11 protein-coding genes are annotated in these 12,824 nt (G+C 43.2%); 2 read left to right on the top strand and 9 right to left on the bottom strand.

Annotation, left to right across the window (positions count from 1 at the left end; translation table 11 throughout):
• Positions 1-10: 10 nt before the first annotated feature.
• The 5 genes from D7V32_RS08765 to D7V32_RS08750 form a co-directional block, all read right to left on the bottom strand.
• A complete protein-coding gene (locus D7V32_RS08765) occupies positions 11-1,141 on the bottom strand; it encodes a hypothetical protein (RefSeq protein WP_120402528.1) in 1,131 nt (376 codons plus the stop codon).
• A gap of 91 nt (positions 1,142-1,232) precedes the next feature.
• Positions 1,233-2,819, bottom strand: a complete 1,587-nt coding sequence (locus tag D7V32_RS08760; RefSeq protein ID WP_120402507.1) for a hypothetical protein — start codon at positions 2,817-2,819, stop codon at positions 1,233-1,235.
• Between the two features lie 14 nt (positions 2,820-2,833).
• Positions 2,834-3,013 carry a hypothetical protein gene (locus tag D7V32_RS08755; protein ID WP_120402506.1) on the bottom strand — a complete coding sequence of 60 codons (180 nt, stop codon included), beginning with the start codon at positions 3,011-3,013 and terminating at the stop codon, positions 2,834-2,836.
• A gap of 346 nt (positions 3,014-3,359) precedes the next feature.
• Positions 3,360-3,533 carry a hypothetical protein gene (locus D7V32_RS17280; protein WP_171407621.1) on the bottom strand — a complete coding sequence of 58 codons (174 nt, stop codon included), beginning with the start codon at positions 3,531-3,533 and terminating at the stop codon, positions 3,360-3,362.
• Between the two features lie 454 nt (positions 3,534-3,987).
• Positions 3,988-4,674: a DsbA family oxidoreductase gene (locus tag D7V32_RS08750; protein ID WP_120402527.1), complete on the bottom strand. Its 687-nt coding sequence runs from the start codon at positions 4,672-4,674 to the stop codon at positions 3,988-3,990.
• 371 nt (positions 4,675-5,045) lie between these two features.
• Here D7V32_RS08750 and D7V32_RS08745 point away from each other — a divergent pair, with 371 nt between their 5' ends.
• A complete protein-coding gene (locus D7V32_RS08745; protein WP_120402505.1) occupies positions 5,046-5,432 on the top strand; it encodes a hypothetical protein in 387 nt (128 codons plus the stop codon).
• Positions 5,433-5,499: 67 nt separating this feature from the next.
• Here D7V32_RS08745 and D7V32_RS08740 read toward each other — a convergent pair whose 3' ends face one another.
• From D7V32_RS08740 to ompR, 3 genes are all read right to left on the bottom strand, one after another.
• Complete coding sequence (locus D7V32_RS08740) at positions 5,500-7,017, bottom strand: acetyl-CoA hydrolase/transferase family protein (protein WP_120402504.1); 1,518 nt, start codon at positions 7,015-7,017, stop codon at positions 5,500-5,502.
• Positions 7,018-7,223: 206 nt separating this feature from the next.
• The gene (locus D7V32_RS08735) at positions 7,224-8,684 is read right to left on the bottom strand and encodes an ATP-binding protein (protein ID WP_120402503.1); all 1,461 of its coding nucleotides are present in this window, start codon (positions 8,682-8,684) and stop codon (positions 7,224-7,226) included.
• A 244-nt stretch (positions 8,685-8,928) separates the two neighbouring features.
• Positions 8,929-9,693 (bottom strand): osmolarity response regulator transcription factor OmpR, encoded by a 765-nt coding sequence (gene ompR, locus D7V32_RS08730; RefSeq protein ID WP_120402502.1) that lies wholly within the window; start codon positions 9,691-9,693, stop codon positions 8,929-8,931.
• Between the two features lie 343 nt (positions 9,694-10,036).
• Between ompR and D7V32_RS08725 the strand changes: the two genes are divergently transcribed.
• The gene (locus D7V32_RS08725) at positions 10,037-12,400 is read left to right on the top strand and encodes a Tex family protein (protein WP_120402501.1); all 2,364 of its coding nucleotides are present in this window, start codon (positions 10,037-10,039) and stop codon (positions 12,398-12,400) included.
• Positions 12,401-12,451: 51 nt separating this feature from the next.
• Here D7V32_RS08725 and D7V32_RS08720 read toward each other — a convergent pair whose 3' ends face one another.
• The gene (locus D7V32_RS08720) at positions 12,452-12,769 is read right to left on the bottom strand and encodes a hypothetical protein (protein WP_120402500.1); all 318 of its coding nucleotides are present in this window, start codon (positions 12,767-12,769) and stop codon (positions 12,452-12,454) included.
• Positions 12,770-12,824 lie beyond the last annotated feature (55 nt).

Below are 12,824 nucleotides of genomic sequence, written 5' to 3'. Positions count from 1 at the left end.
TTTGCGCTGTTTAGAAAAGAGCTTCCAGCCGAACGAGAGCGCCAATAAAGTGGCTGCGGTTATTTCGGTGATCATTTAAATAGTTTAGATCGCCTTGGATAAAAAACCAATCCCGCAGGAAAGGCTGGCGCCAAGAGACAAAAGGGCCATAGCTGTTGAGGCGCAGGTCATGATTGTTATAGAAGCCATTGGTATATAAGCCATAGCTGAAGGCATTGCCGTGAAAAAACTGATGTTTGCGGAATAGAAAATTGCCCCAAGTTACATCATCTTCTTGGGAGTCTGCATAGGTCAGGTTAAATTGGTTTGATAAAATTGGATGATTGGGGCGGGCATGAGTCAATTCTAAGTTTGTCCGCAAATAGTTTTTGCTGTCGATGCCATAACGGAAAATTTGTTCTGCATAGAAGGCGAAATCATTTTCCAGCGCCCAGTCTTTAGAGGCTTTTAAGCGTGCGTAAATGTCATCGCCTGAACGGATACCGAGATCAAAATCAGTTTCGAAAGGCAGTCTTTTTGATAAGTCTGACCAGCGCAGCGCTAAAGAGCCGTTGTCTTGGCGGGTTTGTTTGCTGTCGAGGTTTTTGTCACTGCTGCCGACAGGATTTTCATTAGTGATGCCGACATTATTATCCAGTTCATTGTCTAAAGAGTCGTCACCGAAAACAACACTCAGCTTACGCTCAAGCGTGGGTAATTTTATTTTACCGCGGATACGGGGCTTAATTTCAAAGTTATCGTGTTTATTCCATTCATTGTCAATGAGGATGCGTAAGGTCGCTGTAGCGGGTTCATTCGGGTCTGTCTCGCCAAACCAGTTATTAATTTTTGTGGCGCTTTTATCTGCCCAAGTACGGATATTTTTCTGCTGGTGGTCCACCCATGAATTATTTTCAGTACTTTCTGCCGGCAGGACAATGCTTTCATCAGACTGCGGCGGAAATAGTGTCGGAGAGGCATCAATCCAAGATGGAATGGTATAAAACAGCCATGGAGCATTCATTTCTATTTGGGGTACAGGTACTTCGGTTTCTTTTGCAGTTTCTATCTGTGCAGGTGTTTGTGCAAAGGCGCACATACCTAAGAGGCTTAAGACGGAAATAGAACAGCCTTTGACTAAAAAACTTTTTATTTTTTGCATAATTATTGTGCCCCCAATCATTATTCTACTCTATTGCAGTGTGATTAAAAATTGGGTAAAAAGGCAAGAAAAACTACAAAAAAACCACTAATCAGCTGTCTTTATCTTGAGTAAGCGCATGGTATAGCGTGAGGACATCAATTGGCTGAGGCAGCTCTAAAATGACCGCATGAATGCGCTGCCAAGTCATATTGTGCTGCCGGTGCAGCATTAAATAAGGGTAAGCCCTTTCTGAGCGGTTGAGCGCAATACGGTTTTCACCGTGTATGACACGGATTTTATGCCTTTCTTGCAAGAGCAGAATAGGTGTCTGCAGTTCTGCAGGTGTTTCATCAAACAGAATAAACTTTTGTGATTGGAGCTGATAGGATGAAATAAATGGATAATAAGGCTCTATAGACCAGAATAATTTGGCCCGCTGCTGATAGGCCTGAAACAGCAGATGCTCATCTGTAAAGTCCATGCCTAAGCCGCTCAGGCTGATTTGCTTAATTGCTGCCAGGCTGAGATTTTGCTGCCGGCAGTATTGGTTCAGTATCCGCATTGCATGGCTTTGCTCATTTGCGCCAAACAGCAGGGCATATTTGAAAAATTGGCCATTGGCACTCAGCAGTTCTGCAATAATCACAGGCATGTGCTGCCAGCTTTCTATACAGGCTAAGAGCATCAGTATTTCAACATGTTGAGACACTTCAGGCATGCCGCGCAAACTTAATAAGCACAGTGTTTCATCTTTGACAGCGTCGTTGAGCAATACCGTAACATCAGCAGTTAAATTAAAGAGTTTGATACTTTCCAGTGATATTGGCTGAGCTGATGCAGCCGGCTCCTCTTTATCTTCATGCACTGGCATATCGGCAGCTGTAATTTCAATGGCTGCAACAGGACCAGCAGCATGGGATGCCTGCTTGACTTCAATTTCAAACAGGTCGGCATGCAGGATATTCGGCTGTAAATTTTCAGCACTATTTGCAGGCTGTACATGCTGTTTTGTGTTTATTGCAGTTTGATCATTATCACTCATGATTGGCGCATCATCTTGGTCTGCCGCTGATCCTGCATGTTCCGATTCATGATTGACGGAACTGGTCTCTGCTGTGCTTTCTGTTTCTGGCTGTGCAGGTATTTCGTTAAAGATCAAAGGAGATCTAGGGTCTGCTATATGAACGGCTTGTTTGGCTTGAATCATATTTGGCGCTGCTGACTGGCTTTTCAGCAGTTCACTGTCAATCAGTAAGCCATGTAAGGTTTGGTTATGCAGCATTTGAGCATAGGCTGCATCTAATGTTCCCCAGCTAGTATGCCACGGCGCTTCTATCTGCGGTGTGTGGACACAAATTTTCCAGCCTTTATGAGGCAAATGCAAAAAGGCCCAGCCGATGCTGCGGTATACAGAAGCATGCTGTTCATACAGTTCTTCTTCAGAGGTGTAATAGCCGAGAAAGCTTAAAGCGTACAAGCTGTTTTTAGCAAATTCAGCAGATATCGTTTTAGGATTTAAGCGCAGTTTAAATTCAAGCTGCTGCTTTTGGAAAATAGGATCATCACAAAGGCTGAAAATTTCTTTAATCCGATTTTTTGTTTTTGCAATTTCAAATAAGTTCAGTGAACGGTTATCGAGATAAATGAGTAGACCGTGCAATTCTTTAATGAGCAGCGCTTTATCTAACGCATTCATTGTACAGATGCCCCTTAAAAATATTTTTGAGTTTTTTCTAAATAAGCGCTGAGCACTAAATTTGCTGCGAGTTCTATTAATTTATATTCGGCCGTTTGCGGCTCAGGATATTTTTCTGCCATTTCAATTAAATAATCCAAATTGAAAGCCAGAGGAGAAATCTTACCTTGTATTAATGCTTGCAATTTTTGCATAGGCCCGCCTGATGGACAAGACAATGAGGATAGGTCATTTGATTATAGTTATCCTGCAGAAAAACGGCAGGTGATTTTGGTATTTTAGCGAGAAAAAAATGCAAAAAAAGGTCAAAAAATGAGTGAAATCAAGAAAAAATGTCATTTTGTTGTCATTATTGTCAGGACACGGTGTTTTTTGAATGACAAAAAGTGTCCTGAATAATGCATCAGATGGGATATGTGAATAAGCGTATTTTAAACTTTTACGGTCAGTTGGCTTACTATGCCAGATTGAAAAGAAGCCATAAAAAAAGCAAAAGCAGTATATCGCTTTTGCTTTTTGAACGGGGATTCAGCGAGGCATTTAAGCGGTTTTGTCTGCCGGCGCTATTTCAGAAGCAGGTGCTTGAGTTTCGGCAGCGGTTTCTGTGTTGACTGCTTTTTTTGTCGGGAAGTCTGGAATATAAACAATTTGTGCAGATACAGCAGAAGATAGCGCTAAAATAGAAATAGCCAAAACAGATTTCATTGCGTTCATCACAATTTCCTTTCAAAGATCTTTCTGAAGAAAGATTGGGGGAGAAATATTCAAAATTAAATTTCCTGAAAATAATATCAAAATCACCTGAATAGAAAATGATTAATTCGGCAGCATTACTGAAAAATAAAAATAATTTTACATTATAAAACATATTGTTAGAGTAATAGCTCTAGGCGTTTTAAGCTTTGGGTACGGTTCTGGGCTTTGAATTGGAAATAGAATTTATTACTTTTTTAAGGCGGGTTTTAGGCTGTAAAAAAGATGCTGCGGGGCGTATAAGGACAAAAGGCTGCAGTTGAGTTTTGATTTTAGCGGCTGGATTTGCGGTAGACTGCTGAAAGCAAATTGCTCGGAGGAAGATAGAGGATGAAAAAATCACAGATCAAATAAAAAGCCATACCTGACAAGCGGTATGGCTTTTTATTGGTGATATAATCACATGAAAGAATAATTACTTTTCAGGTGTTTCACAGCGATCTTCACTGCAATTTGGCGCAGCGGATGCCTGAGGCGCTTCTGCAGCTTTTTCTAGCACTTGCATAAATACTTCACGCGGCTGTGCGCCAGCCAGCGCAATGCGTTCATCAAATACAAAGAAGGGCACGCCAGTCACTTTCAGCTGTTCACGCGCAACTTCTTCATCAAATTTAACAAAATCTGCAAATTCATCTGAATCCAGCAGGTCGTCAACTTCAACAGGGTTAAGCCCGATACGAGAAGCAACATCTTCCAGCGTTTCGCGTTCGCCGATTGCAAGGCCTTGGGTCATGTAGCTGTAGAATAAAGCTTCTTTTGCTTCATTGCCTAAGCCTTTGCTTTGTGCAAGGTGAATCAGGCGGTGAGCATTGAATGTATTGCCTGAGTTTGCATGTTCCCAGTTAAATTCAATCCCTTCTTCTTTTGCCATCACCGCAATATTACGCTGCATTTCTTCAACTTCATCTAAGCTGCGGCCATATTTTTGCGCAAGCCGTTCAGAGTTTGATACTTGCTGGCGAATGGGCGCTTCTGCATCCAGCTGAAAACTGTGCCAATGCACTTCCAGTTCAACACCAGCTTCTTCAGCTGCTGCTTCTAAGCGCTTCTTGCCGATATAGCAAAAAGGGCAAACGACATCAGACCAAATATCTACACGCATGTTTTTATCTCTAAGTGTTTCTTGAGGGAAAATATGGGGGCGGCATTTAAATTTTAAAGCGGCCATGTGCTGAATAGGTATTTTGGATGGGAAAAATGTAACTTTAATAAGGACAAAGATTAACAGGATTTGTTAAGTAATAATGAATATTAACTTCACTTTAAGTTGGTTTAAGTATCAAGTTTTGGTTTGTATCTTGTCTGAAAGTGCTTCTAAATCAGAGTATTTTTGTATAAAAATTAATGACTGCATAAAAATAAATTTAATAAAACTAAACAATAAAGCCAATAAATAAGGCGAGCCGTAAATACTGGTCAAGCAGCAGAGCATTGCTGTATGTCTTCCATTTAATCATACCGGGAGTTTAGCAAATGAAACGGTCAATATTTGTTGCAGCTGCTTTAGGCATTTCTTTGGAATCTGTATATGCGTATTCATCACCGACCATGCAGTCATTGGGTAATGATGATTTGAGTATGGTGGTTGGACAGGCTGCATCTGCAGCGATGACGGCGGATCCTTATCATCTTGGATTGGATCAGCTCCGTTTTAATATCCAGCGCTTGACGCGGCTGGATTCTGGGCCAGCGGGAAGTGCCAGCAGCTTTGATCAGATTTTTAAGGTCAATGAGGATGGCGAAGTGTGGATGAGTGTACAGCGCGGCGCTATCTCTATCGGTACGATAGAATGCTCACTCAGTTTTGATGGTTTAAGGCAGTTTGGAGATGCCTTAATGAGCGAAATTAAATTTTATTAAGACCATGCAGCTAAGATGCAGTCAGAAAAAAAGCGCCTTTAAAGGCGCTTTTTTTGTTTCTTACGAATTAAGCGGTTTTAGCTTCTGCATTTAGAGCAAGCATGTGACCGTTTTCTTCGAAGTTCACGTGCCAAGACAATGCTTCACGAAGAAGATGCGGTGTTTGACCGCCTTTTTCACATGCACGGTCGAAGTAGTCATTCAATGCATCACGGTACATTGGGTGAGCACAGTTATCGATCACTGCGCGAGCGCGCTCACGCGGCGCAAGACCGCGTAAGTCAGCAAGGCCTTGTTCAGTGACAAGGATGTCAACGTCGTGTTCTGCGTGGTCAATGTGAGAAGCAAATGGAACAACAGAAGAAATGTCGCCACCTTTCGCAATTGATTTCGTCACGAAGATTGCAAGGTGCGCATTACGTGCGAAGTCACCTGAACCGCCGATACCGTTCATCATTTTTGTACCGCAAACGTGAGTAGAGTTTACGTTACCGTAAATATCGAACTCAAGTGCAGTGTTGATGCCGATGATACCTAAACGGCGTACTAATTCAGGATGGTTCGAAATTTCTTGCGGACGAAGTACCAATTTGTCTTTGTATTGTTCAAGGTTATTAAATACTTTTTCGCCATATTTAGCAGAAAGCGTAATTGAAGAACCTGAAGCGAATTTCATTTTGCCTGCGTCGATCAACTCAAATGTGCAGTCTTGAAGTACTTCAGAGTACATGATCAAGTCTTCGAAGTTAGAATCTTTAAGACCAGTCAATACTGCGTTTGCAATTGAACCAATACCTGCTTGCAATGGACCCAGGTTTTTCGGTAAACGGCCTTCAGCAACTTCTTTTTCAAAGAATGCGATCAGGTGGTTTGCAATACCTTGAGTTTCATCATCAGGTGCAGTTACAGTCGATGGAGAGTCATGCAATTCGTTGTTAAATACGATACCGACAATTTTTGAAGGGTCGATATTGATTGCATGAGTACCAATGCGCTCATCAACTTGCGTCAACGGAATTGGTTGACGAGTTGGGCGGTAAGTTGGGATATAAATATCGTGCAAGCCTTCAAAAGCAGGGCTTAAATTGGTGTTGATTTCTACAATCACTTTTTCAGCAAAAATTGCAAAACTTGCAGAGTTACCTACAGAAGTGGTTGGAATGATGCCGCCATCTTCAGTGATTGCAACAGCTTCAATTACGGCTACATCTGGCTTTTTAAGTTGTTGGTTACGCATTTGTTCAACAGTTTCAGACAAATGCTGATCGATGAACATCACTTCGCCTTTGTTAATGGCTTTACGTAAAGTGTTGTCGACTTGGAAAGGCAGGCGGCGTGCAAGTACACCAGCTTCAGTCAGCTTCTTGTCTAGATCGTTGCCTAGAGATGCACCTGTGATCAAAGTGATTTTCAGCGGGTTTGCTTGCGCCTGTTCAACCAATGCCAATGGAACAGCTTTTGCTTCGCCTGCGCGGGTGAAGCCGCTCATGCCCACAGTCATGCCATCTTTGATAAATTCAGCAGCTTGCTTAGCGCTGATCACTTTGTCATGAAGTGAAGCTAAACGAATGCGATCTAAAGACATCTTTTACTCTCATTAAAATTCTAAAACTGATACGGATTGTACCGATCAAAAAAGGCATTTTGCATACCCTTTAGGCTAAGGTCTAATTTTTTGAGAAAATGAGGGTATAAATTATATTTATGATCTTTATCTATTTGAAATTATTAATTAAAAATCATAGTGGTCATTCTTTGGGCGAAACTGTTTGTTTGTTTTTTGAACGCTTGTTAAAAGCGTTCCGTGATTGTTTGCTTAATTTTTTCCAAAGGGCTGCTGTTTAAACTTTCATCATTTTCCAGCTTTTGCAAAGGCAAAGAAATGATGGCTTCCAGTCCGCCTTCTGGCCGGTTACGGATTAAAAGCTGTCCAGAATGGATGTCCACAATACGTTTCACAATGGCCAGTCCAAGTCCGCTGCCCTGAATCGTTCTGGCATCATTGCCGCGGACAAAAGGCTGCATCAAGTCTGCAATTTGATCTTCTGGAATGCCTTCACCATTGTCTGCAACGCTAATCAGGATATGGTCACCTTCATACTTTGTGGCCAATTTAATCGGTTCTGCGCCATAACGTTTAGAATTATTAATCAAATTGCCAATCAGCCGTTTTAATGACAGGCTGCGCGCTTGAATAATAGGCAGATCTTGCGCTTCGAAACGAATATCTAGCGGTTTGAATTGAATAATCAGTTCTTGAAGCAATGCATTTAGGTCCGTATCTTGCGGCATTTCATCGGAACCGTCGCGCATATAAGAAATGAATTGATTTAAAATCGCATCCATATCTTCTACATCATAAATGAGGCCTTCCTTCAGAAAATCATCATCAGGCATCATTTCTGCACTGAGGCGGATACGGGTCAGCGGTGTGCGCAGGTCATGAGAAATTCCTGCCAGCATGATGCGGCGGTCACGCTCAGTTTGATCTAAGGTATAGATCATATGATTGAAGGCCTGATTGACCTCTCTGATTTCTTGCGGCCCATGGTTGGTTTCTAAGTAGGGTGCGGTGCCAGTTTTACTATAGCTGTTGGCTGCATGCTGTAGGCGGGCAAGCGGACGGTTGAGCTGGCGCACTAAGGTTAAAATAATAATGGCGGCAATCAGCGGAATGCCCAGCAGCCAGCCAATAATGAGTTCTGCGCTATAGTTGGCATAGGTTTTTAAAGGTTCACGGACCCAGTTGCCATTCATTTCAGGCGTTTGAATCCAAATACGCGGGTCGGGCTTAAACTGAAAATATACAGTCGCATTATCAATGCGCATTTCTTTAGCGAGTTTTTTTTCAATTTGATTGGTAAAAAACTCTGCAATCACTTTGTCTTTTACATTAGGAAACTCTTTCGGGTCGGTCACATATTCGATTCCGACACGGTTTTTCATCCAGTTATCGACATCGACTTCGGCATTATTATGAAAAATACGCAAGTCAGGATTATTGATGATTTCCAGCTCTACGGCTAAATAGCGGGCATGCTGCTGAATTTCTGGCAAATAGAGCGTGCGCCAAAAGAACCATAACGACATGAACAGGCTAAAAAACACCACAAATAAAACCAGTACGGTTGTGCGCATGGCTGCAGAGCGGGGTTTAATTTTATCGAAGAAGCGTTCCCACGGTGTCCGTTTTTTTTCGGAGTAGGCTACGTAGTCGGTAAATTCCTGTGGGTCGATGGGTTCGAGTTTCACGCAGAAATCCTTTAAGCCAATTTTTTGAAATGCAGTTTTTATTCTTTGCGATGGAATCTTACTGCTGGAACGTTCTTTGGAAGGAGTTCGTTATGTCACTTTTTAAAAAAGTAACCAAAATTTTTGCCATTCGCTGAACTCGCGCGCTCTACTTTTATAAATTCAATTTCAAGCGGCTCAAACAGCAGCGAATGGCATTTCCGGACATGGGATCCCGTGATTTGACTCTCATGCCTATCTTTATTTATTCAGCGCCATCTGGAACGAAAACATAACCCACGCCCCAAACCGTTTGGATATAGCGCGCACGGGCAGGGTTTTCTTCTACTAAACGGCGCAAGCGGGAAACTTGAACGTCAATTGAACGTTCCATTGCGCCCCATTCACGGCCGCGGGCAAGATTCATCAGCTTATCACGGGTTAAGGGCTCACGCGGATGTTGGACTAGCGCCTTAAGTACCGCAAATTCCCCTGTTGTTAAGGTCACGACTTGGCCTTCACGCGTTAAAGTGCGTGTAGACAGGTCTAAAGACCAAGGGCCAAAAGACACCACTTCCATTTGCTGACTTGGCGCACCTGGCACTTCACGCACTTGGCGGCGCAATACAGCGCGGATACGCGCCAGCAGTTCATTCGGGTTAAATGGTTTCGGCAGATAGTCATCTGCGCCAGCTTCTAGCCCTGCAATACGGTCGGAGTCGCTGCCGCGGGCTGTCAGCATAATAATTGGCGTATCAATGCTGGATTGGCGCAGACGGCGGCAAATGCTCAGGCCATCTTCGACTGGGAGCATAAAGTCGAGGACGATCAAAGAAAATAGTTCGCGCTGCAGCAGGCGGTCCATTTGAGTTGCGTCATGCGCAGTTTTTACAACAAAGCCTTTATCTTCCAAAAAGCGCTGTAAAAGCGTACGTAAACGCACATCATCATCGACAACTAAGATGCGTTCAACGCGGTCAGTATCGGTTTGTACGGTATCTGTCTTTTCAGCAGGTACAACTAAACTCATGATGTGCTCCTTTATTCTTTATAGTCATCGTAAACAAAAGTTGGGATGAGTGTCTTCACTTGAGTATACGATTCATTCATATCTGTTTGCTATGTTCTAAAGCAACAAATATTGCAGTTAAAATCAAGACATAGATACCAAATATATACAGGGATTGGCGAAATGTGTGAGGCGGCAGCCAATCTAAAAATAATGTGTATTGAATACTTTAGCTCATTTTTGTGAATGCGCGGTGAATTTGCAGCCGATACAGCGGGAAAATTAATAAAAACAATTGTGGATTTTATACACTTGGTCTTTATAATCATGGCTTTTAGTACTTATCCTTGTGGGATCATACACGATGACTGACTTAGTTCAGCAGTTGGCAAAAGAACTTGCCGTACGTCCAAATCAAGTTGAAGCTGCCATCAAGCTTATTGACGAAGGTGCCAGCGTTCCTTTTATCGCACGTTACCGTAAAGAAGTAACGCAAGGCTTAGACGATACGCAGTTACGCCAGCTCGATACGCGTCTTGCGTACTTGCGTGATTTATTTGATCGCCGTGAAAAAGTGATTGAATCGCTGAAAGAACAAGATAAATTATCAGACGATTTATTGGCGCGAGTCATTGCTGCTGAAACCAAAAATGCATTAGAAGAGCTTTATGCGCCGTACCGTCCTAAACGTACGAGTAAATCGTTTAAAGCCAAAGAAGCCGGCTTAGGCCCGATCGCAGAGAAAATTTTCAAAGAAGCGGTTGATCCAGCTGAGGCGCTGAACGGTTTTAGCCATGAAGATTATCCAGATACAGAAAGCCAATTGGATGCAGTTCAGCACATTTTGATTGATGACTGGGCGCAAAATATTGCGCTGACGGCTGAGCTGAAAGAAACATTTGCAAAAACTGCAGTGTTAAAAAGTTTAGTGGCGTCTGATGAGAAAAAAGAAGTCGGCAAGAAATTCCGTGACTATTTTGACTTTTCAGAAAATCTGAACAAAGTGCCGTCACACCGTTTATTGGCAATGCTGCGCGGCCGTCAGGAAAATGTACTGGGCTTAAAAGTGGATGGCGAAGATGCGTCTCCTCTGGCGCGTATTGAAACGGAATATGATTTGGAAACAGCTCAGCCGCAAAGCCGTCAAGATTATTTAAAGCAAACAGCGAAACTGTTTTGGCTCGGCAAGGTGCGTCCTGCCATTGAGCATTCATTATTGACGGAAAAGCGTTTGGCGGCTGAAGCTGAAGCAATGAATGTATTTGCAGAAAACCTGCGTCATTTATTGCTGTCTGCGCCAGCTGGCGCGCGCTGTACATTGGGGGTAGATCCTGGTATCCGTACAGGCGTGAAACTGGCTGTAGTAAATCAGTCTGGTGATGTGGTTGCGCACAGCACGATTTATCCGTTTGCGCCAAAAGAAGACAAAGCAGGTTCAATTGCTGAACTTGCTCGCTTATGCCGTGAATTTAATGTTGACCTGATTGCGGTAGGCAATGGTACAGCAAGCCGTGAGACAGAAGCGGTTGTGGCTGAAATGATGGCTGCCAACAGCGATTTGAAATTGACACGTGTTTCGGTTTCAGAAGCAGGCGCATCGGTATATTCAGCATCTGAATTAGCATCTGCGGAATTGCCAGAGCTGGATGTCTCTATCCGCGGCGCAGTATCTATTGCACGCCGTTTGCAAGATCCATTGGCTGAATTGGTTAAAATTGATCCAAAATCAATTGGTGTAGGCCAGTACCAGCACGATGTAAACCAAACTGGCTTAGCAAAAACACTGGAAGCAGTGGTTGAAGACTGTGTGAACTCAGTGGGTGTCGATGTCAATACTGCATCTGCGGCAATCTTGGGCTACATCGCAGGTCTGAATAAGTCTATCGCGCAGCAAATTGTTGACTTCCGTAAGGAAAATGGCCGTTTTGACAACCGTCAGACCTTGAAGAAAGTACCTCGCTTGGGTGAGCGTACATTCGAACAGGCGGCTGGCTTCTTGCGCATTCAAGATGGTTCAGAACCATTAGATGCATCTGCGGTTCACCCTGAATCTTATGCATTGGTTTCTAAAATTGTTGAAGCGAAAGCAATGACAGTAAAAGACATCATTGGCAACACCGAAATTATCCGCCAAGTCAATGCAGAAGAATTTGCTGATGAGCAGTTTGGTCTGCCAACAATTCAAGACGTGTTATCTGAGCTTGAAAAACCGGGCCGTGACCCGCGTCCAGAGTTCCGTACTGCGAAATTCCGTGAAGATATCACAGAAGTGGCGCAGCTTGCAGAAGGTATGACACTTGAGGGTGTGGTGACCAATGTAACCAACTTTGGCGCATTTGTAGATGTCGGTGTGCATCAAGATGGTTTAGTGCATATTTCAGAGCTGGCAAATGAGTTTGTTTCTGATCCGCACAAAGTCGTGAAACCGGGTCAAATCGTTCAGGTGCGTGTTTTAACGGTAGATGCGGAACGTAACCGCGTGAACTTGTCTATGCGCCCTGAAGGTTCTGAAGCGCCTGCTAAAGCGCCGCGTCAGCCGCGCCGTGAACAAGGTCAAACTGAACAGCGTACTGCACGTAAGCCGCAAGGCAAACGCCCGCAGCAAGCGCGTCCAAATGGTGAGCGTCCGCAATCGAACAAGAAGCCTCAAGCAGCAAAACCGCAGGAAAATAAAATTGGCGGTTTAGGTGCATTATTGCTTCAAGCAGGGATTAAAGGTTCGAAGTAATCTTTATCTCTCAATAAAAAACCTCCCAATCGGGAGGTTTTTTATTGAGTTTTATGCATTAATTATTGGCACAATCCAGCTGGTAATAATTAATAAAATACCCAAGTGGCCAAGCTTGCGCGTCACATACACCAGTTTTGACGGCGGCTGTTCCAGCTGTTTGGCATATTCATCTAAGCTGACGCTATGTTTAATTTTGCTGCTAAACAAGAACACGGCCAGATCAATACAGATTAAAATGGTTCCGACGTCAGCGACAAGATCCATTAATACAAAGTCTTGCGACATTAGCGCTGTGATGACTTGATAGCTGAGAAATAAAGCAAAGGCAATGCAGGCATACTGCAGCACAATCAGAAAAATACGCATAACACTCGATTCAATTCATACATTTTTAAATATCTGCTGCCGATTATACAAGGCT

This window comes from Acinetobacter tianfuensis (genome assembly GCF_003611465.1).
Classification (GTDB): Bacteria; Pseudomonadota; Gammaproteobacteria; order Pseudomonadales; family Moraxellaceae; genus Acinetobacter; species Acinetobacter tianfuensis.
This window is presented reverse-complemented; position numbering and strand designations above follow the sequence as displayed.

Excerpts from the sequence above, each read along its gene's own strand:
- D7V32_RS17280 (WP_171407621.1), bottom strand. The coding sequence starts at position 3,533 with ATGAACGCAATGAAATCTGTTTTGGCTATTTCTATTTTAGCGCTATCT.
- D7V32_RS08725 (WP_120402501.1), top strand. The coding sequence starts at position 10,037 with ATGACTGACTTAGTTCAGCAGTTGGCAAAAGAACTTGCCGTACGTCCA.
- D7V32_RS08755 (WP_120402506.1), bottom strand. The coding sequence starts at position 3,013 with ATGCAAAAATTGCAAGCATTAATACAAGGTAAGATTTCTCCTCTGGCT.
- D7V32_RS08765 (WP_120402528.1), bottom strand. The coding sequence starts at position 1,141 with ATGCAAAAAATAAAAAGTTTTTTAGTCAAAGGCTGTTCTATTTCCGTC.
- D7V32_RS08740 (WP_120402504.1), bottom strand. The coding sequence starts at position 7,017 with ATGTCTTTAGATCGCATTCGTTTAGCTTCACTTCATGACAAAGTGATC.
- ompR (WP_120402502.1), bottom strand. The coding sequence starts at position 9,693 with ATGAGTTTAGTTGTACCTGCTGAAAAGACAGATACCGTACAAACCGAT.
- D7V32_RS08745 (WP_120402505.1), top strand. The coding sequence starts at position 5,046 with ATGAAACGGTCAATATTTGTTGCAGCTGCTTTAGGCATTTCTTTGGAA.
- D7V32_RS08720 (WP_120402500.1), bottom strand. The coding sequence starts at position 12,769 with ATGCGTATTTTTCTGATTGTGCTGCAGTATGCCTGCATTGCCTTTGCT.
- D7V32_RS08750 (WP_120402527.1), bottom strand. The coding sequence starts at position 4,674 with ATGCGTGTAGATATTTGGTCTGATGTCGTTTGCCCTTTTTGCTATATC.
- D7V32_RS08760 (WP_120402507.1), bottom strand. The coding sequence starts at position 2,819 with ATGAATGCGTTAGATAAAGCGCTGCTCATTAAAGAATTGCACGGTCTA.